Here is a 22,998-nt window from a genome sequence, read left to right on the forward strand (position 1 = left end):
CTATCGTAATAAAGTAAAGTTAACTGACTCAGAACGGCACGTCGCCGTCACTGAGTATTTCCTCAAAATCGCTGAGGTTGCCGTAAGACATACTGTCATTAGCGGGCTGCTGTGGAGCTGCCTGCTGCGGAGGAGCGGAATAATTGTTATTGTAATTGTTCTGGGGAGCACCGTAGCCGCCGTTATTCTGATAACCGCCGCCGTTTGTTCCTGACTCTGACTTTGAACCTGTGAATTCAACGTTATCAACAAATACCTCTGTGGTGTAATGAGTTACATCAGAGTGGTTTTTGTCCTGATAGCTTCCTGTTCTGAGGTTGCCCTCAACACAGATCATGCTGCCCTTATTAAAATAACGGGTGATGAATTCAGCCTGCTGTCTCCATGCTACACAAGTGATAAAATCAGCCTGTCTTTCGCCGCTGTTCTTATCTACAAAGCGTCTGTTCACTGCAATAGTGAATCTGCAAGAAGCAATACCGCTCTGAGTTTGTCTAAGCTCGGGATCAGCAGTGAGTCTGCCCATTAAAATAACCTTATTCATCTGACCGCCTCCTAATTAATGAAGTAGAATTATTCAACAACTGTTACGAGTGAACGAAGAACGCCGTCTGCGATGTTAAGACGTCTTGAAAGCTCAGCAGGATAATCAGGCTGTGACTGGAATGTGTAGATCACGTAGTAACCCTCAGTCTCGTCCTCGATAGGATATGCAAGCTTACGCTTACCCCAATCCTCGTTGACTTCAACAGCTTCAGCGTGACGCTCGATTCTTTCCTTGAACTTCTCTACGAGAGCCTTCATTGGCTCTTCGCCGTTCTTGAGGCTGAAAACAACCATTACTTCATACTTAGCGGATACCTTTGCCATTTAGCACACCTCCTTCTGGGATCATGCCCGACAACTTACTGCGGGCAAGGATAATAATAGTATCTGTTTGCACAAGATACTCAAATATTATACCATTTCATTCAAGGCTTGTCAAGCATTTTTTTTGAAGTTGTTTCAAGATATTTTTCAAAAAAGTTGACATCTGACAAAGTTCATAGTATAATAAGGATATATGGGAGCGGTCGTGCTCCCTTTATTTACGAAAGGATATGGATATGAATGGAAACTTATAATATACTCAAAGACCTTGCTATCATATTTATATGTGCAAAGGGTGCGGGACTTCTTGCAAGAAGGCTGAGAGCACCTATGGTCGTGGGAGAGATAATCGCAGGTCTGCTCATCGGACCATGCCTGTGGAGAGGACTTGTCCAGCCCTCTGATTTCATAAGTCAGATGGCGGAGATAGGCGTTATACTTATCATGTTCTCGGCAGGTCTTGAAACGAATTTGCAGGAGCTGAAAAAATCGGGCTTTGCGGCGTTTATGATAGCCTGTGTGGGAGTATTAGTGCCACTTGTGGGCGGAAGTCTGCTGTATATGTGTATTTACGGCTTTTCAACATTCGGCTCGGACGAATTCTTCAAGGCTGTGTTTATCGGCTGTATAATGACGGCTACGTCGGTAGGCATAACGGTAGAGGTGCTGAAGGAGCTTGGCAAGCTCAAGACCCGTGTGGGACAGACTATACTCAGTGCGGCTATCATTGATGATGTTATCGGTATGATAGTGCTGACATTTGTGCTCGGATTTAAAGACCCGAACAGCAATACTCTCGTTGTTACGGGAAAAATAGGACTTTTCCTTGTGCTGTCACTGGTACTCGGATACATATTCTATAAGCTGTTCAAGTTTTACGACGAGAGACACGCTCACACAAGACGTATACCGATAATCGCTATAACTCTTTGCTTCATCATGGCTTATGTTGCCGAGAAGTATTTCGGTATCGCTGATATCACAGGCGCGTATATCGCAGGAATTATCCTCTGCAATGTACGTGATGCGGAGTATATCGACCGCCGTGTAAATATCAACGGTTATATGTTCTTTGCACCTGTGTTCTTCGTTGGTATCGGACTTAAAACCGATTTCAGCAACGTGGATTCGAGCATGATAGTGTTCTCAGTCGGATTTGTTATCGTTGCAATGCTCGCAAAGGTCATCGGCTGCGGACTTGTATCTAAGTGCTTTAAGTACAGCTGGAAGGACTGCCTTAAAATCGGCGCAGGAATGATGACGCGCGGTGAGGTGGCTCTTATCATTACCAATAAGGGACTTGGACTCGGTATTATCGACTCGTCATACTTTACGGCAGTAATACTTCTTATTATAGTATCAAGTATTGTAACACCTGTGGTGCTGAAGCTGCTTTTTGGCAAGTCAGACGATGCAGTTTTGGAAGAAAAATCATAATTTTGTGCGTACACGCAAAGTTGAGAGTTGAGAGTTAATGTGTTCGCTCCGCTCACATTATTTAAATAATGTCGCCGAAGGCGGCTCCACAACTTTCAACTCTAAACTCTAAACTCTCAACTTAATCAGAAGGAGAATCAATATGTTCAGAATAGGTCACGGTTACGATGTACACAAGCTCGTTGAGGGCAGAAAGCTCATTCTCGGAGGTGTGGAGATACCTCATACTACAGGACTTCTCGGACACTCGGACGCAGATGTTCTCGTTCATGCGATAATGGACGCAATGCTCGGTGCTCTTGCAATGGGCGATATAGGTCATCTTTTTCCCGATAACGATGACAGCTTCAAGGACGCAGACAGCATGAAGCTCATGGAAGAGGTATGCCGCAGAGTACGCGAAGCAGGCTGGGAGATAGGCAATATAGACGCTACTGTTATTGCTCAGTCACCTAAGCTGGCTCCACATATTATGACAATGCGTGAGAATATCGCAAAGGTGTGCGGCTGCGATGTTTCGCAGATAAGCGTTAAGGCTACAACTGAGGAGCATCTCGGCTTTACAGGCGAAAAGCTGGGTATGTCTGCTCATGCGGTCGCACTTATGTATAATAAGTAAATATATGCAGCAAAAAGGGCGGATAATTCCGCCCTTTATCAATATTCAATACGCTTATGAGAGCGGTACTTTCGGGAGCTTTACAGACTCTTTTTCCTTTGTGGTGGTCGTTTCCTCGGTAGGGGGCTGAGTAGCTGCTTCCGTTGCTGCCGTTGTGGGGGTAGTTTCCTTCGGTACGTTAAGCTCCGTAACGGCTGCGGCTGTCTGCTGATTGTCTGTGCTTTTTGCAGTTGTGGCAGAAGCGGCAGTTGTAGTTGTAACAGTAGTTGTTGAAGCTTTGCTCGTTGTTTTTTCGGCGGTCGTGGTCTGCTCGGTAGTCGTTGCAGTAGTCGTTTCGGCAGACGTTACAGTTGTGGTCGCGGACGATGATGCGCCTTTGTCCGATGAATCATCGTTTTTGCAGCCTGTCAGCATGAGAACTGACAGCAGCAAAACGGGTATTATCCTTTTCATATATTCTCCTTAAAACAACAGGCAGCCGCGTGGACTGCCTGTTTATTATTTATATTCCGTCTGTTTCAGGAATACTTGTTGTGATCACGTCTTCTGACTCGAATTCGATTATTTCAAGCTCGGGGCTGATGTACTTTTCCATTGTGACTTACCTCCTTTGGACAAATCTCAAAGATCATTATGCAAGATAAGCAGTTATATATTTATAATACTCATATGCAGCCTTGCCTATATTCTGAGTCTTGGCATCTGAAGAATTCAGTGCGCGGAAACAGTATGAAAGTGCAGAAGCCTTGTATGTCTTTGAACCGTATGTTATTGTCTGTACTTCACTGAAAAACTGTGGGTAAAGGAATGTACTTTCAAAGCAAGCCTTGCCATTCTTACCGTTTTGTGAATAAATTGAAGTTACACCATCACTGTCTTCGAGATCAGCTGACTCAGGAACTGTAAGACCATCTATATATACTCTGAACTTAGTAATTGAATCAAGTAAGAGAGAGATCTTTGCAGTTGTATCTTCACCAAAATCAGGTGCATATGAACTGAGGTCATAGCTTTCATCCATGAATGTGATAGCAGTATCTTTATTGTTGAAGTAGTTGTCAGATGCAATGCCGAGGTTTTTAAGAGATTTTGCTGCGTTCTTTGCCTCATCGGTATAATCAGTCGAAGAACCTGCTTCAACAGCTGCACAGTAGTCATTTACAGTGTATTTGAAGCTTTCGCCCTTGTCAGCGATCTTTACTATATCATCGCCATTCTTGAACTTGATAGTAACATCCTCACCAAGCTGTGTTGGGTAAAGATCATAGCTAAATACTTCGCTGTCTGCGTCAACAGATATATTTTTTACACCGTTAGGACCTGACAATTCAACACTGTCGACACTTGCAGCAGCTAAAGAACTTTTATCTGCATAGAAGTCCAGAGTGATAGAACTTGCAAGCTCTACCTGTGCCTCTGTCAGTGTTACCTCGTTTTCAGCGGCACTTGCTGTGAGGGCAGGTGGGAAAATTTCAGTACCGAAAGCTGTCGGTACACCGCCGACAACAGCCAGAGCACAAGCTGCTGCCATTGCTTTTTTCATAAACTTGTTCATAAAAAACCTCCTTATAAATAAAACAACCGCGTTGAGAAAAATTATCTCAAAAGCGTATTTTTACTATATTTAGCCTTGCGTAAATAGTTACAGCGGTCTTACTGAAACGAATTTCTTTTGATCGGTACTGAATATCTTATTAAATTTTTTCTATTATTTGTAAATTCTATGTGAATTATAACATAATGGAAAGCGTTTGTCAATAGATTTCAGAAAGTATATTGAAAATTTTTGTCTACAACCAGTAAAAATAAGCGGCGGTGATAGCCGGTCATAAAAAAAGCCATAGTACCCCGATGAATTCGGCAATACTATGGCTTTTTGTTTATTTCGGATCGAGACTGTCTATCTTGTGGAGGAGATACTCCTGTATGCGCAGGGCATCGTTTGAAGTTACGCCCTTGCTTGAAAGGTCAACGTCAGCGTTCACCTTTCCCTGCATAGTGATGTGATGCTCGTCAGTACCGTTGATGTCATACTTGTTCGGATTTGCAAGTGACTGCATTATCAGTACGATGTCTGACATATCAATGGTGTTATCGCAGTTAGCGTCGCCGTAAAGTGCATCGCCCATTGCGAAGCTTGTAGTTGCGGTAGATGTTGTAGTCTCTTCAGATGTGGTAGTTGCTGATGTAGTAGTTGTAGTGGTCGTAGTAGTAGTTGTTGTTGTTGTTGTTGTTGTGGTAGTAGTAGTTGATGTGGTAGTTTCCTGCTTTTCCTCTATTGGAGCCATGCTTGGTACACCGTCGCCCCACCAGTCCCAGCGGTCGGGAGTACGGTATTTATTGATCTTTTCGCCGTTTGCAGATGTCCATGTGAACACGTTGTCGTAGAGGTGTCCCTCATAGTAGTAGAACTGCGCCATTGCACATATTTCATCTGCGTATGTAGCGTATGCACCGTCGTCCTCAGCCTTGGTACACCAGCCTGTGTTGAAGCCTTTAAGGCTGTTTCTTATTACCTGATAGTCGTTCATTCCCTGCTCGTTGATGCATATCTCGGCAAAGTGGAGTATCTTTCTGATACCCATATGATTTGAGATTATGCAGTCATAGAAGTTGGACTCTGTAAACGAATACTGATACATTTCGGGTACGTTGTCCTCGGGCATGAACTTAGGATCGCAGTCCTTGAAAGCGGTAACGGCAGTCTGCAAAGTACCGTATGCGTGAGCGGAGTTTACTCCCCAGCCGTCCTCGTAGGCTGTTTCATGGTCTGAACCTATCTTGCCCTCGCCGAGTGTGGACTCTCTTGAGCCCAGTCCGAGGAAGAGAGCGTACATCTTTTCACGGTCAGTCTGTCCGAGACGTGTGGAGATAAGATCCCAGTGCTCGTCTATTTCCTTGTAGAGCGCGTACTTGACCTCCTGCACGGTCATTTTGTGGTTGATCGCACGTATCTCCGCTGTGGAAGCGTCCGCAGGAGTGTTTCTCTCGCCGAAGTTAAGCGGATTTCCCACGCCCTCTTTCTGGATATCACGTGAAGTGTCGTGGAGCGGATCGCAGGTCTCTCCTGCGAAGCACCATTCGTCTGCGGAAGCATGGAGCACAGGAGCAGCTTTTTCAGCTATTGTGGGCACGCAGGCGGCTGTACATATGGCAAATGCGGTCAGTATGCCGCAAATTCTTTTGAATTTCATTCGTATCACCTCAGAAATTTGAACCGTTCCAGCCCCAGTCGTTGGTGCTTGTGTACTTGACATACACACGGTCGGACGGTATGCCGATATTGTCTGTGAGAATGCCTGTGATATGGCTTGTGAGAGTTACAAGAGCGTTTGAAGAAGCACTGCCGAAGATAGATACCTCTACCATAGCAGCAGGAGCGTCCTCACCCTTGAACCAGAGGTCGTACTCAGGCTCGATGCCTACCATGAGCCAGCCCTCGGACTTGCCGGGGATAGCTGTGATAGCGCGTCCCATAGCGGATTTGATGGATATTTTCTGCTCCTCGGAAACAGATACGTTTGTTTTGACATTGATGAATGGCATAATATTTTCCTCCCTTTTTAATAAATTTAATTCGGAATTCGTAATTCGGAATGCGGAATTGAATGTGTCGGCTTACGCCGATGAATTAAAGAGTTATTTTTATTCTGTTTGCCAAATGGCAAACAACCATAATTCCTAATTCCGAATTCTTAATTCCGCATTATAAATCAGAATTTAGCAAAGCTAAATTTTGATGAGTCCGTCAGAGAGCATTTCCTGTGCTGCAAGCATTACGCCAAGCTTGCCGCTTGTGTAGGTTATGCCGCCCTGCATCCAGACTGCATATGGTTCACGAAGTGGTGCATCGGCTGAAAGCTCTATTGATGCGCCGTTTGTAAAAGCTCCTGCTGCCATGATGACCTGACTTGAATAGCCCGGCATATCCCAAGGCTCGGGAGTTACAAAAGAGTCCACGGGAGCACCTTTCTGTATTCCGCGGCAGAATGCGCAGAGATGCTTCTCGTCACCGAGCTTTACAGCAGTTATGATATCGCCGCGAGGCTCGTCCTTGCGCGGTGAACACTCAAAGCCGAGAAGTGTGAAAAGCTCACTTGCGAAAGTACAGGTCTTGATAGCATTAGCTACAACATCGGGAGCAAAGAAAAGTCCCAGAAGCATTTCGCGGTTCATACCGAGGGTACAGCCTACCTCCTTGCCCATGCCCACACAGGTAAGTCTGTATGAGCAAAGCTCCACAAGGTCTGCTCTTCCTGCGATATATCCGCCTGTACGTGCGATACCGCCGCCTGCGTTCTTGATAAGTGAGCCGATGATGATATCAGCACCTACGGAAACAGGCTCGCGGTCCTCAACGAATTCACCGTAGCAGTTGTCTACCATTACGATGATGTCGGGATTGCCTTTTTTTGCTGCAGCTGCCATTTTTTCGATATCCGCAATGGTGAAAGCTCCGCGGAGAGAATAGCCGCGGGAACGCTGTATGTAAGCGACTTTAGCTCCCTTTACGGCTTCGGTTATCTCATCAAGCTTTGGAGTGCCGTCAGCGTTAAGGTCTACCTGACCGTATTCAACGCCGTAGTCCATGAGTGAGCCTTTGCCTTTTCTGCCGCTGATACCGATAACTTCTTCGAGGGTATCGTAGGGCTTGCCTGTGACAGATACTATTTTATCGCCTGTTCTGAGCACACCGAAGAGTGCAACGGAAAGAGCGTGAGTGCCCGAAACAAAGTTGAAGCGCACGAGGGCGTCCTCTGCACCGAGTGCCTGAGCGAATACCTTGTCGATTACATCGCGTCCCATATCGCCGTAGCCGTAGCCTGTTGAGCCATAGAAGCAGGGCTCGCTTACCTTGTTGTCGGAGAAAGCTTTGAGCACCTTTGCTCCGCAGTATTCGGCATTAGCGTCAATTCTTGCAAATGCCTCTGCGCAGTTCTTCTCAGCCTGAGCAGCCAGCTCTGTGAGTCTGCCGTCGAAGCCGTATATCTCATTTATTTTACTGTTCATTTATTATCCTTTCTTAAATCATAATTTACATTTGTAGGGGAGCCCGCCCTCGGGCTCCCGCAATAATAATAAATACCCACGCGGGAGGGCGAGGGCGCCCTCCCCTACACATTGGTTCATGTTATTTATTGCGCAAGTCATACACGGGAGGATAATATCCGCCCCTATAATGGGCTAATGGCTCAAATCCAAATTTAGCAAAGCTAAATTTGGATTTAGTTTAGAGTTTAGAGTTGACAGTTATGGTGTCGCCGCAGCGACATTATTTAAATAATGTGAGCGCAGCGAACATATTAACTCTCAACTCTCAATTCTCAACTCATAACTTAATTATAGCGTTTTTAAGTGTCCGTGTCAACGTATTTTCGCGGAAAAGTCCTCAGACTTTATAGTTCTCCGCTTCCTTGATGAGCTTTACATCAATAAGTGCGTCGATGAGAGTGCCGTTTTCGGCGTATTCCTCGGAGAATATCTTGCCGTCCTGCCTTATTTTGCCGATAAAGCCGCCTTTATCGTAGGGGACGAGCAGCTTCATGCGTTTTGCAGTCTCGGGCAGATTTTTCATTATACATTCAAGGAGCTTGTCAAAGCCCGTCTGCTCCTTCGCACTTATCATAACTGTATTGTCGTCCTCGAACACCGTGTCCGTGAACGGTGCGGCATCAGCCTTGTTCATAACGTATATCTGCGGTATGCCCTCGCAGCCGAGCTCGTTGAGCAGACTTGCTGTGACCTCTGCCTGCTCTTTTATCTCGGGTGAGGATAAGTCCTGCACATTCAGGATTATATCTGCAGCAGCTGCTTCTTCAAGTGTGGACTTGAAAGCTTCAACAAGATTATGGGGAAGCCGTCTGATAAGTCCGACAGTATCTATGAGCATTACGCTCCTGCCGTCGGGAAGCTCTATTGAGCGCGATGTGATATCAAGTGTGGCAAAAAGCTTGTTTTCGGCAAGAACTCCTGCATCAGTCAGTGCGTTCAGCAGCGTGGACTTGCCTACGTTGGTATATCCAACTATAGCTGCGCACAGTACGCCGTCCTTTTTGCGTCGTGAGCGTGAGAAGTTACGGTGCTTTTTAAGTTCCTCAAGCTCAGCTTCAAGGTAGCTTATACGCTTGCGGATATGACGCTTGTCAGTTTCGAGCTTTGTTTCGCCCGGACCTCTTGTGCCGATACCGCCGCCCAGTCTGGAAAGGGCAGTGCCCATGCCTGTAAGACGTGGGAGTCGGTACTTCTGCTGTGCGAGCTCGACCTGTAATTTACCCTCTTTTGTCCTTGCGCGCTGGGCGAAGATGTCGAGTATGAGCGTAGTGCGGTCGATAACGCGCACGTCAAGTATCTGCTCGATATTTCTTACCTGTACGCCTGTGAGCTCATGGTCGAATATGACAAGCTCGGCTTCGAGAGCTTCAAGCTGCTCTTTCAGCTCCTCCAGTCTGCCTGCGCCCATGCAGGTGGCAGAGTCATAGGCAGGACGCTTCTGTATTATCTTTCCCACTACATCGGCGTTAGCCGTAGCAGCCAGCTCTGCCAGCTCGTTTATGGAGACCTCCGCGTCGAATTCACCTGTATCAACACAGGCGAGGACAGTCTTTATGGGGAGATCCTCAGTCTTGTTTTCGTACATATATTACTCCTTGTCAATAGTCTCACGGGTGTATTTTTCGGAAAGCTCTGTACCAAAAAGCTCTCCAAAGCAGCTGTTGTCGGCAATGAGCTTCAGCTTTTGCGCTTTGGAGAGCTGCTTTATTCGGTATTCGAGCTTTGAAGCGAGACTGCGGTTTTCACAGCTCCAGAGAGCTTCGAGAGAGACTGCTTTGTGTGAACGTGTATATTTCGCGCATTTTTCCGTTCTGCCGAAATGCTCGCTCATGCGGCGTTCCACATCAGTGGTAATGCCAGTGTACAGCAGGTCTCCCTCACATTTTATGATATAGATATAGTACATTGCTTATACCCAGAATGCGAACATTCTCTGGACTTCGTAAGCCATTTCGGGGAATTCTCTGTTGTAGACATCAAAGCGGAATGCCTGATTGAATTCCTGTACGCCGCCTACTACAAGTCCCCACATGACTGAGAACCACATAAAGGCGGATATGAGCTTTTTCTTTGTTGGGTCGTCAAGTCGGCTGTAGATGAAGAATATGATAGTGTATGCGCCGAGGAGAGACTGCCATGCGAAATCCACCATGTATCTTACTGCATAGCCGCTTTCCCATACGGAAGCAACGATGCCGAATGGTATGAAAAGGCAGGGGATAGCGATGTATGCTGCGTAAAGGAGCTTCTGCTTTCTTCCGCCGCGGACTTTTTTCAGTGCCTTGCCCGAGAGCAGATATGCGAACATAGGAAGTGCAAGGAAGAAAAGTCCCGAAGTATTTGCTGTGGAATTAAGGTCTGCGTAGAAAAATCCTCCTGCGTTCATAAACTGGAACTCAGTGCCGATAATAGGATAATAGGTCTTGAACATAGGCGGATTGAGGAAGTAGTTGTACAGGGCTGTCCATGAAAGACGGCTGTGGAACTGTGTCTTTGTGAAGTCGTTGATAGTAAGTGAATACTGTATGCCGAATTCAAACGGCGAGCCGAAACGGTCGTAGTTGTACCACATCTGCACAAGACCTATACAAGCCATTGGTATTATGGCACAGCAGAGGAAACGTGCTCCCGAAGCTGTGAAAAGCTTGCTTTCGCCCTTTTTGCCCGATGCTGATACACGGGGCAGTGCAAGCAGCATGAACAGTGCTGCGGTTATGCAGTAGAGTACAAGTGTAGGACGGCAGAGAACTGCTATGGCAAAGAGAAGTGAGGATATAGCTGTTCTGCTGAGTATGGGCTTTTCTGTACCTATTATGTTGGCGGAGAACATGAAATATACCGCCCACGTAAGCGCTGCGAAGCCTGCGGACATTGCCACCTCATAGAAAAGAGGTCTGCCGATGCTGAACCATACGCCGCTTACGGTCTGAATGAGGATAAGTCCCGCTATGGCTATTCCTGTGGGAGTTTTGGGGAAGAACTTCTTGAGGAATTCCTTGTAGAGTTTGGTAAGTCCTATCATGCCTATGACAGCAAACAGGAGGACTGCCATAGAATCGGGGAAGAAATATCCCGTAAGAAGATGATACGGCAGGAATACCAGTACAACGGGAGCTATACCGTAATAGCTGAAATACTGCTGATCGAAGTAAACATGATCCCACTGATAGCGGATATGAGCTTCATCAAGTGCGTCGCTGTTGTAGGGAGTAGGGAAGTTGTTGAGCTCGTCGGTCGGCTCGGTCAGCAGGTGAGTGCTGCCGTGCTCAAAGGCTTCAACAAGCTCCTGAGTCATCTGATTTCCCGACGGACGCTTCATTATATCGGTGATAGAAGTGTTGTCGAGCTTTGTGAAGGTTATGAGTACTGCCGCAAGACAGGCGATATCGGTTATGATAACGCAGGCAAGACGGAATATCTTTTTGTTCTTGGTGAAACTGTACTGCATGGTCTTGCTTTTCATCATGAGCTGCCAGAAGCAGGCTGCAAATACGATAAGGAACAGTCTTGCCCATGAGATGCTCATAGGTATCTGTTTGTTTAAGGTTATGCCTTTAATGTATACCATGCCCTCGTCAAGGGGAGATACTGTAAGTTTAAGGCTGCTCACATCGCCCGAAAGGTGGAGCTGTATATAGTGTGAATGGGGTTTGTCCTTGACAAGAGTACCCTCGGCTATCATCTTTCTGTAGTCGTTTGTTCTTGTTTCGTCCATAGCATCAATGGATACATTTGCAGCCTTGGTGTTCTTGCCAAAGTCGATATCCACGAAAACATCGGCAACCTGTTCGCTGATGCCCTTGAATGTGAAGGTAGTGGTACGGTCGCCGATAACGGCTATATCGTCTTTGTCGGGACGGTATTCGATATCGCTGCCGTCAGACAGCTCCTGTGCTGAAAAGCTCATTTCTCCGTAGCTGCCGAACCAGAGACGGAATGTGGGTATACTGAATATGGTGGCTTCAAGCACAGTGGCTATGAGCAGGGCTTTAACGAATGTTTGAACGGTGTGGTACTTTTTCTTTTTGTTGAGAGTACAGGCGAGCATGGACAAGCCTGCTGCTGCACCGAGCATGAGAAAAGCACCCTTGTATTCGCTAATCTTTATTATGCCGAAAGCCTCTGCGGCTGCTATGAATATAAGAAGTACCGCAGTGCAGCGCGAAAGACCGCGCAGGCTCTTGGTTTTGGGATTTATTTTGCTGTGACCGTTGATGTCGCATTTTATCTCATGCAGAAAAACAGCGGTCACTGCGACAGAGACCGCAAGCATTAAAACAAACAGGAACGTATTCATATAAACTCCGTATTATGGCGTTATGCCGTGATATTATATTCTTGTGGCGAGAAGCTGGGAATATTTTCCGCGGAACTGCTTGAAGCGGTCCTCGTCAATGGCTTCGCGTATTTTTTCGGTGAGCGTATTGTAGAAATAGAGGTTGTGCTGTACTGCAAGTCTGCCTGCAAGCTGTTCGTTTGCCTTGAACAGGTGGCGCACATAGGCGCGGCTGAAATTGCGGCAGGTAGGGCAGTCACACTGCTCATCGACAGGGCGCGGATCAGTTTCGTAGCACTTGTTGGTAAGGTGCATTATACCGCTCCATGTGAAAACAGTTGCGTGACGGGCATTGCGGCTGGGCATTACGCAGTCGAACATATCCACGCCTCTTGCTACAGCCTCGATTATATTTGACGGAGTTCCTACTCCCATGAGGTAGCGCGGTTTATTTACAGGCATATAAGGCTCTACTACGTCGATTATGCGGTACATCTCCTCGGTTGCTTCACCTACGGCAAGTCCGCCGATAGCGTAGCCGTCAAGGTCGAGCTTGGCGATGTCCTCCATGTGCTTTATGCGCAGGTCGTCAAAGGTGGAGCCCTGATTTATGCCGAAAAGCATCTGGTGCTTGTTTATGGTATCGGGAAGGCTGTTCAGGCGAGCCATTTCCTCCTTGCATCGTATGAGCCAGCGAGTTGTGCGCTCGATAGAGTCAGCAACATATTTATAAGGGGAGGGATTTTCGATACATTCGTCAAATGCCATAGCTATAGTGGAGGCAAGGTTGGACTGTATCTGCATACTTTCCTCGGGGCCCATGAATATGCGGTGACCGTCGATATGAGAAGCGAAGTATACGCCCTCTTCCTTTATTTTTCGCAGCTGAGCAAGGGAGAATACCTGAAATCCGCCGCTGTCGGTAAGGATAGGCTTATCCCAGTTCATAAACTTGTGCAGACCGCCCATTTGCTTTACTACGTGGTCGCCCGGGCGGAGGTGCAGGTGGTAGGTGTTGCAGAGCTCTACCTGTGTTTTCAGCCCTTTAAGGTCAACTGAGGATATGCCGCCCTTTATGGCTGCGGCAGTACCTACATTCATAAAGCAGGGTGTCTGGAAAGTGCCGTGAACGGTCTCGAAAGTACCTCTTCGGGCTTTATTGTCTGTTTTAAGAAGTTTGAACATAGCTTCTCCTTTGCATTTTATTTATCAGTCAAGGTCGAACATTTTGCCTTCATCGGGATTTCTGTCTTCGCGTCTGCCGTAAAAGCCGATAAGCTCTGACTTTGAATTTCTTATTGCAAGTATATACATATCCATGTTATTATGAGCGTCATGAAGTGCAAATACCTTATTATTCTTCTCATCTTCCTTGAACCACTCAACGCTCATTACGACCTTGCTCATCATTTCCTCGTCCATGTAGGTCTCAAGGAGCTTTCCTGTGAGGGGGGAAGCAGGAGCGTAGTATTTAACAGCAGCAGGATTTTCGTAAATTATCCTGTAATCCATATTGCAGATGATGATAGGTCCTTCCTCTGAATCAATAATTCCTTTAAAAAAATCAAAAAGTTCAGTGTCAGTCATTTTTATTTTTCCCTTCAATATTATTTTAAAGTATACACATACTGTCGCCGAAGCTGAAAAATCTGTATTTTTCTTCGACTGCTGTCTTATAAGCTGTCATTGTATTCTCGTATCCCATGAAAGCGGAAACAAGCATTATGAGCGTACTTTCGGGAAGATGGAAGTTTGTTATGAGTCCGTCTATGCATTTGAATTCATAGGACGGGTAGATGAATATGTCGGTATATCCCTCGTGTTCGGAAATATTGCCGTAAAAACTTGCAACGCTTTCAAGTGTGCGGCAGGTGGTAGTTCCTACAGCTATAACTCGTCCGCCATTTGCCTTTGTTTCGTTTATGAGGTCGGCAGTCTCCTTCGGAAGATAGTAATGCTCACTGTGCATTTTGTGGTCGAGAACGTTATCTTCCTTGACAGGACGGAATGTACCCAGCCCCACATGGAGAGTTACGAAAGCAGTCTTTATGCCCCGTGAGCGCAGGTCGTCCAGCATTTCGGGAGTAAAGTGCAGACCTGCTGTGGGAGCGGCTGCTGAACCAAGCTCCTTTGAATATACCGTCTGATAGCGTTCACGGTTCTCGAGCTTTTCCTTTATGTAAGGCGGAAGTGGCATCTGTCCCACATCTTCGAGAGCGGTAAAGAAGTTGCCCTCGCATTCGAACTGTACGATGCGGTTGCCGTCGTCCTTGACTTCAACGACCTCGGCGATCAGCCTTCCGCCGCCGAATGAGAAGCGTGTGCCCACCTTGGCTTTTTTGCCCGGACGGCAGATTATCTCCCAGCGTTTGTCGCCCTTCTGTTCAAGCAGAAGAAACTCGATGAATGTCTGGTTTCCCACTTTTTCACCGTAAAGTCTTGCAGGGATAACTCGTGAATCGTTCATTACCAGCAAGTCACCTTCCTTGAGGTGGTCGCATAGATTATAGAAGTGGTCGTGGGTTATTGCTCCCGTTTTGCGGTCAACGCACATCATTCGTGAGGCGTTGCGCGGCTCTATTGGAGTCTGAGCGATGAGCTCCTCGGGAAGCTCATAGTAAAAATCGGATTTAAGAAGTTCCATTAATATCTCCTTCTGTTTAGCCTTTAGCCCTTAGCCTTTAGTAGGGAACGCCGCCCAACAGGCGCCGCGACCCTCTGTCCTTCGGACATCTCCCTATACTATAGGGAGTCACCCTCGGCGTTCCGTTTGTTATGTAAGACGTTCCCTACATTGCGGGCGGATAATATCCGCCCCTACAAGCTAACGGCTAATGGCTAACAGCTAACGGCTGAAATAAAATTTTCAAGAATGTATTGACAATAGCTGATTTAAGTGCTATTATAGTTACAAGGTAGAGGCGCGGCTGCGAATAGTACCTGTACACGGGACGACCCGTCCGATGGTGTTCAGCGAAAGGCAATGCCGCCGAAGAGCTGTCTTTGGTAAATTCAGCTCTGGCTGCACACTCAACAGGTTTGCAGCTGTCATCATGCTTTGATGGAGAGCTATCGGCATATTTTATTTCTGATATGTCAACATTTCTATTATAACGCATGATGAGCCGGTTTGCAACCGGTTTTTGTTATTTTATGGAAAATTTTTTTAAGGAGAGGTCAATATGAAACAGTATAATGTTGGTATTATAGGCGCAACGGGCATGGTAGGACAGAGATTTGCAACTCTGCTGGAGAACCACCCCTGGTTTAATGTAAAGGTGCTTGCAGCTTCACCAAGAAGTGCAGGTCAGACATATGAGCAGGCAGCAGGAAGCCGCTGGAAGATGGCTGTTCCTATGCCGGCAGCTATGAAGGACATGGTCCTCATGGACGCAACAAACGATATCGAGAAGATCGCTGGCATGGTAGATTTCTGCTTCTGTGCCGTTGATATGAAGAAGGACGAGATAAAGGCTCTCGAAGAGGCATATGCTAAGGCTGAGTGCCCTATCGTTTCAAATAACTCCGCACACAGATTTACACCTGATGTTCCTATGGTAGTGCCTGAGATAAACCCCGAGCACATCGAGATCATCAAGGCTCAGCGTGAGCGTCTCGGTACAAAGAGAGGCTTCATCGCAGTTAAGTCAAACTGCTCTATCCAGAGCTATGTTCCTGCACTTCACCCACTTAGAAAGTTCGGCCTGAAGAACGTTCTGGCTTGTACTTATCAGGCGATATCAGGCGCAGGAAAGAATTTCGAGACATGGCCTGAAATGGTAGATAACCTTATCCCTTACATCGGCGGTGAGGAAGAGAAGTCCGAGCAGGAGCCGCTCAAGGTATGGGGCGAGATCAAGGGCAACGAGATCGTAAAGGCTACAGCTCCAAACATTACAACACAGTGTCTCCGTGTGCCTGTTTCAGACGGACATACAGCTGCTGTATTCGTAACATTCGAGAACAAGCCTTCAAAGGAAGAGATACTTAAACTCTGGGCTGATTTCAAGGGCGTTCCTCAGGAGCTCCAGCTCCCAAGCGCTCCAAAGCAGTTCATCCACTATTTCGAGGAGAATGACCGTCCGCAGGCTAAGCTTGACAGAAATCTCGAAGGCGGTATGGCTGTTTCAACAGGTCGTCTCCGTGAGGATTCACAGTACGATTATAAGTTCGTTTGTCTTTCACATAATACATTAAGAGGTGCAGCAGGCGGCGGTGTCCTCCTTGCTGAACTCCTTGCAGCAAAGGGATATTTTGACTAAGCGGGGAGCCCCCGCGGGCTTCCACGTTGTCGCTCGTAAACTCGCTGACTTTCAGAAAAAAACAAAGTCTGCTATCGCTTACAGCACATAATAATTAAGATGTAGGGAACGCCGCCCTCGGCGTTCCGCAGTTCAAAGGGCTATCGGGAACGTCAGCCCCATGAAATTAATAAATATACTGCATGAATATTGCGTAGGGGACGGCGTTCTCGACGTCCCATTCCATTTTATGAAAGGAAAATAGCTATGAAGAATACAATTTTCACCGGCGCAGCAATTGCTATAATCACTCCGATGAACGCCGACGGTTCTATCAACTATGACGAGCTCGGACGTATCATCGACGACCAGATCGCTAAGGGCACTGACGCTGTTGTTATCTGCGGCACTACAGGTGAGTCCGCAACTATGACAGATGATGAGCACCGCGACTGCATCAAGTTCGCTGTAAAGCACGTTGCAGGCAGAGTTCCTGTTATTGCAGGTGCAGGCAGCAACGATACACACTATGCTGTCGAGCTTTCAAAGGAAGCTGAGGCAGCAGGTGCAGACGCACTTCTCCACGTTACTCCTTATTATAATAAGGCTACACAGAAGGGACTTATCGCTCACTTTACAGCTATTGCTGATGCTGTTAATATCCCGATAATCCTTTACAATGTTCCCAGCAGAACAGGCTGCGGTTTCGATGTGGCTACAGTAAAGGAGCTTGCAAAGCACAGAAATATCGCTGCTATCAAGGAAGCAAGCGGCAATATCAGCTATGTTGCAAAGCTTGCTGCTGCCTGCGGTGATGATATAGACATCTACAGCGGTAATGATGATATGGTAGTTCCTATCATGTCACTTGGCGGAAAGGGCGTTATCTCTGTTGCTTCACACGTTATTCCAAAGGAAATGCACGATATGGTGCAGCTCTGCCTTGATAACAACTTTGCAGAAGCTATGAAGCTCCAGATCAAGTATCTTGATATAATCAATGACCTGTTTATTGAGGTAAATCCTATACCTGTAAAGGAAGCTATGAATATGGTGGGCTGGAATGCAGGTCCTTGCCGTCTGCCGCTCTGCGAGATGACAGAGGAGCATAACGCTAAGCTCAGAGCTACACTTGTAAAGCATGGACTTGTCAAATAACTGAACATTATCTTGTAGGGGAGGGCGCCCTCGCCCTCCCACGATATTCTAAGATATTTCGCGGGAGCCCGAGGGCGGGCTCCCCTACATTATATACGGAATTATATTTTAAAGTAAAGGAGAAAGAAAAATGACCAATATTGCTATTTGCGGTGCTAACGGCAAAATGGGCAAGAATATCTACAACTGCGCATCAGAGCGCGAGGACTGCAAGGTCATTGCAGGCATTGATATCTATACCAAGGAGTACGCAGATTTCCCAATAGTTGAGACTCCTGCACAGCTCCCCGTAAAGCCCGATGTAATAATCGACTTTTCAAATCCTGCTTCACTGGACGGACTTCTGGACTATTGCTTCTCAACAGGTACTCCTTTAGTAATAGGTGCAACAGGCTACAGTGACGAGCAGATCGCAAAGATCAAGGCTGCTGCACAGCAGATACCTGTTTTCTTTACATTCAATATGTCTCTCGGTATCAATCTCCTTGTAGAGCTTGCTAAGAAGGCAGCTGCCGTACTGGGCGATCAGTTCGATATCGAGATAGTTGAAAAGCATCACAATCAGAAGATAGACGCACCAAGCGGTACAGCTATCATGCTTGCAAACGCTATCAATGAGACTCTTGACAATTCAAAGCACTATGTTTACGACCGTCACTCACGCCGTCAGAAGCGTGAAAAGTCGGAGATCGGTATGCACGCTATCCGCGGAGGCACTATCGTAGGTGAGCATGATGTTATTTTTGCAGGAAATGACGAGGTAATCACACTTTCTCATTCCGCTGCTTCAAAGACAGTTTTTGCAGCAGGTGCTGTAAATGCGGCTGTATTCCTCAAGGATCAGAAGCCGGGACTTTACGATATGTCAAAACTTGTATAAGACATCTTCCCCTGATGTAGTTCCTATGTCAGGGGAGATTTATTTGATGAATAATTTATCGAAAAATGAAAGGGGAAAGTAATGCTGACACATATAGGTACACAGACTATTGAAACAGAAAGACTTATACTCAGACGATTTGAGTATTCGGACTGCGAGGCGGTCTTTAAGAACTGGGCAAGCGATGAAAATGTGCAGAAAATGTACTCAGAGCCTACGTATTCCACATTAGAGGAGACAAATGGACTTCTTGACAAGTACATCGGAAACTATACCCGTGAGGACTATTACCGCTGGGCTGTTATCAGCAGGGAAAACGGTGAATGTATCGGACAGATAGCATATTTCCTCGTTGACAGCAAAAATCATTTTGCGGAGATAGAGTACTGCATAGGTGCGCAGTTCCAGTGCAGGGGCTATGCTACAGAGGCTGCAAAAGCTGTTATAGCTTTCGGATTTGATAAGATGAACTTGCATAAAGTTCAGATATGCTGCAAGACTATAAATGCTCCTTCAAGGAAGGTCATCGAGAAATGCGGACTTACGTTTGAGGGCACTCTCAGGGACTATTTCTTTATGGACGGGCAGTATGTGGGCAGGAACTATTTCTCCATATTACGAGAAGAATACGAAAACAGGAGGTAATTTATGGCTGATATAGAAACACTTGAAAAAGTACGAGAATTGTTCAGAAATGACCGATTTGCCACTGAAATGGGAGCAGTCATCGATGAGATAGACGACCATTACGCAAAGGTGAGCCTTGTTATAAACGAGCATCACAAGAATGCTGTCGGCGGTATAATGGGCGGAGTTTACTTCACACTTGCGGATTTTGCATTTGCTGTGGCTTCAAACTGGCAGAAAGCAGGAGTAGTAGGACTCAACTGCGATGCTTCGTTTATCGGAGTGCCGAAAACTCAGCGAATTATCGCAGAGGCAAAGCTCATAAAGGACGGCAGGAGCATCTGCTGTTACAACGTGGATATACGCGATGAGCAGGGAAATCCTGTTGCTGCCGTGCAGTGCATGGGATTCAGAAAAGCGTAAAAAAAAGTCTCTTTTATCAGTTTGTACTGAATAAAGAGACTTTATTTTTATACAAATTCGGAGAGCCTTGCTCTTTTCTTTTCCTTTTTGACAGCGTACATCTTGTCATCGGCTTTGTCGATGACATCGTAGATAGTGTCGTCATCTTCTTCGGAAGTGATTATACTTCCGATACTTGCGGATATGGTATAGGGCTTTTTTACTATACTGTTTATGTTTTCAAGCTCGTCATAGAAGCAGTTTTCAAGCTCCTCCGCATCGTTTTCGTGAGCATTTGCGGTAAGGATAACGAATTCGTCACCGCCGAAACGGGCACAGACCCTTCTTGTGCCGCTGCACTTGCGTATAATGGCTGCAAGACGCTGTATAGCAAAGTCTCCCTCATTGTGACCGTAGTTGTCATTGATGTACTTCAGACCGTCCATATCTATAAAGCTTATCAATACTTTATTATGGTGGGCGATACTTTCTTTGAATATATTCTCGGCAATATTGAAGAAACCGTTGCGGTTATAGATATTGCAGAGGGGATCGATGACATACAGGCGGTTGAGCTCGTCCATAGCCTTGTTGATATGGCAGAGCTTGCGTATATTTTCAATTGAGATGCTGAGATCCATTGTAAGAGTATGGCACAGCAGACTTGATATAGGGAAATCACTGTTGGTGATTATGTAATATCCGAGGCATCTCTCGCTGAAATGGAGAGGGAGAAAATAATTGACTTCAAAGCCTTTGCCGAAGCCATCGGGGAACATATCCCTGCTCGGGAAAAGGTCAACGCTTCTTCGGCTGCCTTTATCAAGAATAAGCGGAGCTGTCATATATCTGGAATAGCCTGTGCGGCTTGAAAGGTCGGGAGCGGAAACGTAAGTCTCCTGCCAGTCCTCAATAAGACAGAGGCAGAACTTTTCAAGATTAAGGTCGTTCATGTTCTGAGCGATGACCTCAAAGGTCGAAGCTACGGTCTCGGCACCTGCAAGCTCGGCAGTGAGCTTATTGAGCGCGTGGATATTATTGTTCGTGACTTCCATGCGGTTGTAGGTTTTCTTCTTGTATGTTTTAAGGTCGTCGGCAGTTTCGTCTGTACAGCCGCAGCTTTCAGAGAAAACAGGTGACGATTTAAGTATAGTGGCTTTCGGCTGTTTATTGCCGTAGAGCAGATTTACAAGGATATCACAGGCTTTATAGCCTGCTTCAAAAAGCGGACGCTTTACAGTTGTAAGTGCTGGGGAAGAATTACGGGCGTTGAACGTATTGTCAAAACCTGTAACGATAACGTCGTCAGGTACTTTATACCCGTATTTTTCCAGTGAAGATACTACTGTAAGAGCCATGCTGTCATTGGCACATATAAAAGCATCGGGAAGTGAAAGTCCCGACCTTACGAATTCGTCGATAGCTTCCTTGCCGTCGTGGCTGCGGAAATTACCGTAAAAAACGCGCTTTTCATCAAGCTCCACACCGTTTTCAGCCATTGCCTCACGAACAGCATCAAAGCGCAGACGCGCTTCGGGATTTGCGAGAGGACCTGTTATGCAGTTGATGACCTTAGCATGATGATGCTTGATTATATGCTCGACCAGCTCTTTCATTACGGAGTAGTTATCGATACATATACTGTAGAACTCAGGATCGTCTGTAGGTTCAAAAACAACTGTAGGCTTGTGTGCGGCGGTTATATCACTGAGGAGCTTGTGACGGATCTCGGGATCGCCAAAAGTGTTTAGCATAAGCAATATACCGTCGAATTTTGAATAATCTATCAGGTCGTAGATACTGTATTCGCCGAGATCGAATCTTCTGTTGTTGACAAGTCCGCCGAAAGCAGCGAAAAATGACACGCTCAGCTGGTTCTCTTCAGCAGATCGGTTTATACCGCATATAATGTTGTTCTGATACTCTTCGTCAAGTGCCGAAACAACAACTGCGATCTTTTTAGTGTTCCCAGAATCCATATTATCCCCTCTAAAAATCAGAAAATAAGTTTATACTTATTTATATTATAATATATCCATATAAAAAAATAAAGGTTTTGAGAATTTTTTCGGTGTTTTACACATCTGAAAATGTTCCTCTTTGTGCATACCTACAAAAGAAAATTTAATAATATAAAGCTGTAAAATGGTAAAATCATAATATAAAGTGGAAAATATTACTGACCATTTTTATATAATGAGGGGAAAATCACTGCCGTCAAATTGTAAAACGGTGGGTGGCAATCAATATAATTTTTGTGTATATGCTATAAATATATAATATAGTTGAAAGGAAAAAAGTCAGCACAAAAAGTAATATTTTACAATAAATCTACCACTTGTAAATAGCATTTTTCCTCGAAAAATAGCAAGTTAAAGTGCTATCACAGTAGAGTGTATAAAAATACGCAACATTCAGCGGCTAAAATGTACAAAAACAGCAAAAAATGAGCAAGTGAAATTATTGTTAGCAAATTTTGACTTGAATAGTTCACAGAAATGTAATAAAATGATAACAGAAGCTAAGGAAGAGGAGGGACGCGAAAACAGCATAGTGTTTTTGTGCTTTTCCTTAGCCAAGACGAGAAGATATCATTTATTATTACGAAATGAAAGTGAGGAATGATCGACATGAAAAAGAGCAACTTTAAAAGATTTGTCAGCGCAGGCATTACTGCACTGATGGTTGCTTCAAGTATCCCTGCTGTTCCTGCTGTAGTAGCAAATGCTGCTGACCAGCAGACAAGAGGCAATATCGGCGGATACGACTATGAAATGTGGAATCAGAATGGTCAAGGTCAGGTTTCAATGCAGCCAGGTGCAGGATCATTTACCTGCTCATGGAGCAACATTGAGAACTTCCTTGCTCGTATGGGCAAGAACTATGACAGTAAGAAGCAGAATTATAAGAGCATAGGCTCTGATATCACTCTTACTTATGACGTTGAGTACACTCCAAGAGGAAACTCGTATATGTGCGTATACGGCTGGACAAGAAATCCTCTTATGGAATACTACATCGTTGAAGGCTGGGGCGACTGGAGACCACCCGGAAACGGCGCAGAGAGCAAGGGTACAGTAACTCTTGACGGAAACACATACGACATTGCTAAGACAATGCGTTACAACCAGCCATCACTTGACGGTACAGCAACATTCCCACAGTACTGGAGCATTCGTAAAACAAGCGGTTCAGCTAATAACCAGATGAACAAGATGAGCGGTACTATCCATGTCGGCAAGCACTTTGATGCATGGTCAAAGGCAGGCCTCGATATGTCAGGTACACTTTACGAAGTATCACTCAATATCGAAGGTTACAGATCAAACGGATCTGCTAATGTAAAGAGCGTAAGAGTTTACGAGAACGGTCTCGGTGACAATCCGAATCCGGGCACAACAACACCTGTACAGACAGTAAAGGCTGATGATAACGG

The 22,998-nt window shown here is 45.8% G+C and carries 22 protein-coding genes and 1 riboswitch; of the genes, 8 read left to right on the forward strand and 14 right to left on the reverse strand.

The genetic code is table 11. The features are described 5' to 3' along the window. Positions 1-28: 28 nt before the first annotated feature. Together BLW60_RS11110 and rpsF are read right to left on the reverse strand one after the other, a co-directional pair. Complete coding sequence (locus BLW60_RS11110; protein ID WP_074717351.1) at positions 29-544, reverse strand: single-stranded DNA-binding protein; 516 nt, start codon at positions 542-544, stop codon at positions 29-31. A gap of 29 nt (positions 545-573) precedes the next feature. Then, positions 574-870: a 30S ribosomal protein S6 gene (gene rpsF / locus BLW60_RS11115; RefSeq protein ID WP_028514575.1), complete on the reverse strand. Its 297-nt coding sequence runs from the start codon at positions 868-870 to the stop codon at positions 574-576. Positions 871-1,110: 240 nt separating this feature from the next. Between rpsF and BLW60_RS11120 the strand changes: the two genes are divergently transcribed. Both BLW60_RS11120 and ispF read left to right on the forward strand, forming a co-directional pair. After that, entirely contained in the window at positions 1,111-2,307 is a 1,197-nt protein-coding gene (locus BLW60_RS11120; RefSeq protein ID WP_074717353.1) for a cation:proton antiporter, read from the forward strand. 142 nt (positions 2,308-2,449) lie between these two features. After that, entirely contained in the window at positions 2,450-2,926 is a 477-nt protein-coding gene (gene ispF, locus BLW60_RS11125; RefSeq protein ID WP_074717355.1) for a 2-C-methyl-D-erythritol 2,4-cyclodiphosphate synthase, read from the forward strand. Between the two features lie 54 nt (positions 2,927-2,980). Here the strand turns inward: ispF and BLW60_RS11130 are convergent, their stop codons facing one another. The 11 genes from BLW60_RS11130 to queA all read right to left on the reverse strand — a co-directional run bounded on the left by BLW60_RS11130 (position 2,981) and on the right by queA (position 14,898). Next, positions 2,981-3,379, reverse strand: coding sequence for a hypothetical protein (locus tag BLW60_RS11130; RefSeq protein ID WP_074717357.1), 399 nt, complete (start codon positions 3,377-3,379; stop codon positions 2,981-2,983). A 178-nt stretch (positions 3,380-3,557) separates the two neighbouring features. After that, positions 3,558-4,481, reverse strand: a complete 924-nt coding sequence (locus tag BLW60_RS11135; RefSeq protein ID WP_074717359.1) for a hypothetical protein — start codon at positions 4,479-4,481, stop codon at positions 3,558-3,560. Positions 4,482-4,806: 325 nt separating this feature from the next. Beyond that, a complete protein-coding gene (locus BLW60_RS11140; protein WP_074717361.1) occupies positions 4,807-6,120 on the reverse strand; it encodes a dockerin type I repeat-containing protein in 1,314 nt (437 codons plus the stop codon). Between the two features lie 10 nt (positions 6,121-6,130). Beyond that, on the reverse strand, positions 6,131-6,472 hold the full coding sequence (locus tag BLW60_RS11145; RefSeq protein WP_028516769.1) for a phenylpyruvate tautomerase MIF-related protein: 342 nt from the start codon (positions 6,470-6,472) through the stop codon (positions 6,131-6,133). A 183-nt stretch (positions 6,473-6,655) separates the two neighbouring features. After that, complete coding sequence (locus BLW60_RS11150; protein ID WP_074717363.1) at positions 6,656-7,936, reverse strand: methionine gamma-lyase family protein; 1,281 nt, start codon at positions 7,934-7,936, stop codon at positions 6,656-6,658. Between the two features lie 379 nt (positions 7,937-8,315). Next, a complete protein-coding gene (gene hflX / locus BLW60_RS11155) occupies positions 8,316-9,563 on the reverse strand; it encodes a GTPase HflX (protein WP_074717365.1) in 1,248 nt (415 codons plus the stop codon). Between the two features lie 3 nt (positions 9,564-9,566). Next, positions 9,567-9,884, reverse strand: a complete 318-nt coding sequence (locus BLW60_RS11160) for a GIY-YIG nuclease family protein (RefSeq protein ID WP_074717367.1) — start codon at positions 9,882-9,884, stop codon at positions 9,567-9,569. Between the two features lie 3 nt (positions 9,885-9,887). Continuing rightward, entirely contained in the window at positions 9,888-12,275 is a 2,388-nt protein-coding gene (locus BLW60_RS11165) for a hypothetical protein (RefSeq protein ID WP_074717369.1), read from the reverse strand. Positions 12,276-12,308: 33 nt separating this feature from the next. Then, the gene (tgt, locus tag BLW60_RS11170) at positions 12,309-13,439 is read right to left on the reverse strand and encodes a tRNA guanosine(34) transglycosylase Tgt (RefSeq protein ID WP_074717370.1); all 1,131 of its coding nucleotides are present in this window, start codon (positions 13,437-13,439) and stop codon (positions 12,309-12,311) included. A 24-nt stretch (positions 13,440-13,463) separates the two neighbouring features. Then, positions 13,464-13,841, reverse strand: a complete 378-nt coding sequence (locus BLW60_RS11175; protein WP_074717371.1) for a hypothetical protein — start codon at positions 13,839-13,841, stop codon at positions 13,464-13,466. Positions 13,842-13,866: 25 nt separating this feature from the next. Continuing rightward, positions 13,867-14,898: a tRNA preQ1(34) S-adenosylmethionine ribosyltransferase-isomerase QueA gene (queA, locus tag BLW60_RS11180; RefSeq protein WP_074717372.1), complete on the reverse strand. Its 1,032-nt coding sequence runs from the start codon at positions 14,896-14,898 to the stop codon at positions 13,867-13,869. Positions 14,899-15,162: 264 nt separating this feature from the next. Next, a riboswitch (Lysine riboswitch) is annotated at positions 15,163-15,334 on the forward strand. 102 nt (positions 15,335-15,436) lie between these two features. Between queA and asd the strand changes: the two genes are divergently transcribed. The 5 genes from asd to BLW60_RS11205 all read left to right on the forward strand — a co-directional run bounded on the left by asd (position 15,437) and on the right by BLW60_RS11205 (position 19,583). Beyond that, positions 15,437-16,516 (forward strand): aspartate-semialdehyde dehydrogenase, encoded by a 1,080-nt coding sequence (gene asd, locus BLW60_RS11185; protein WP_028516839.1) that lies wholly within the window; start codon positions 15,437-15,439, stop codon positions 16,514-16,516. A 246-nt stretch (positions 16,517-16,762) separates the two neighbouring features. Next, on the forward strand, positions 16,763-17,653 hold the full coding sequence (dapA, locus tag BLW60_RS11190) for a 4-hydroxy-tetrahydrodipicolinate synthase (protein WP_074717373.1): 891 nt from the start codon (positions 16,763-16,765) through the stop codon (positions 17,651-17,653). A 130-nt stretch (positions 17,654-17,783) separates the two neighbouring features. After that, the gene (gene dapB, locus BLW60_RS11195; RefSeq protein ID WP_074717379.1) at positions 17,784-18,533 is read left to right on the forward strand and encodes a 4-hydroxy-tetrahydrodipicolinate reductase; all 750 of its coding nucleotides are present in this window, start codon (positions 17,784-17,786) and stop codon (positions 18,531-18,533) included. An 81-nt stretch (positions 18,534-18,614) separates the two neighbouring features. Then, positions 18,615-19,178, forward strand: a complete 564-nt coding sequence (locus tag BLW60_RS11200; RefSeq protein ID WP_074717381.1) for a GNAT family N-acetyltransferase — start codon at positions 18,615-18,617, stop codon at positions 19,176-19,178. A 3-nt stretch (positions 19,179-19,181) separates the two neighbouring features. After that, entirely contained in the window at positions 19,182-19,583 is a 402-nt protein-coding gene (locus tag BLW60_RS11205) for a PaaI family thioesterase (RefSeq protein WP_081348221.1), read from the forward strand. A gap of 47 nt (positions 19,584-19,630) precedes the next feature. On the opposite strand, the gene BLW60_RS11210 is transcribed toward BLW60_RS11205, so the two are convergent. Next, a complete protein-coding gene (locus BLW60_RS11210; protein ID WP_074717383.1) occupies positions 19,631-21,541 on the reverse strand; it encodes a GGDEF domain-containing protein in 1,911 nt (636 codons plus the stop codon). 651 nt (positions 21,542-22,192) lie between these two features. Between BLW60_RS11210 and BLW60_RS11215 the strand changes: the two genes are divergently transcribed. Next, positions 22,193-22,998, forward strand: an 806-nt coding sequence (locus BLW60_RS11215) for a glycoside hydrolase family 11 protein (RefSeq protein ID WP_175460930.1), incomplete at its 3' end; no start/stop codon positions are given.

Origin of the sequence: Ruminococcus flavefaciens (genome assembly GCF_900108555.1) — a bacterium.
Taxonomy (GTDB): Bacteria; Bacillota; Clostridia; order Oscillospirales; family Ruminococcaceae; genus Ruminococcus; species Ruminococcus flavefaciens_P.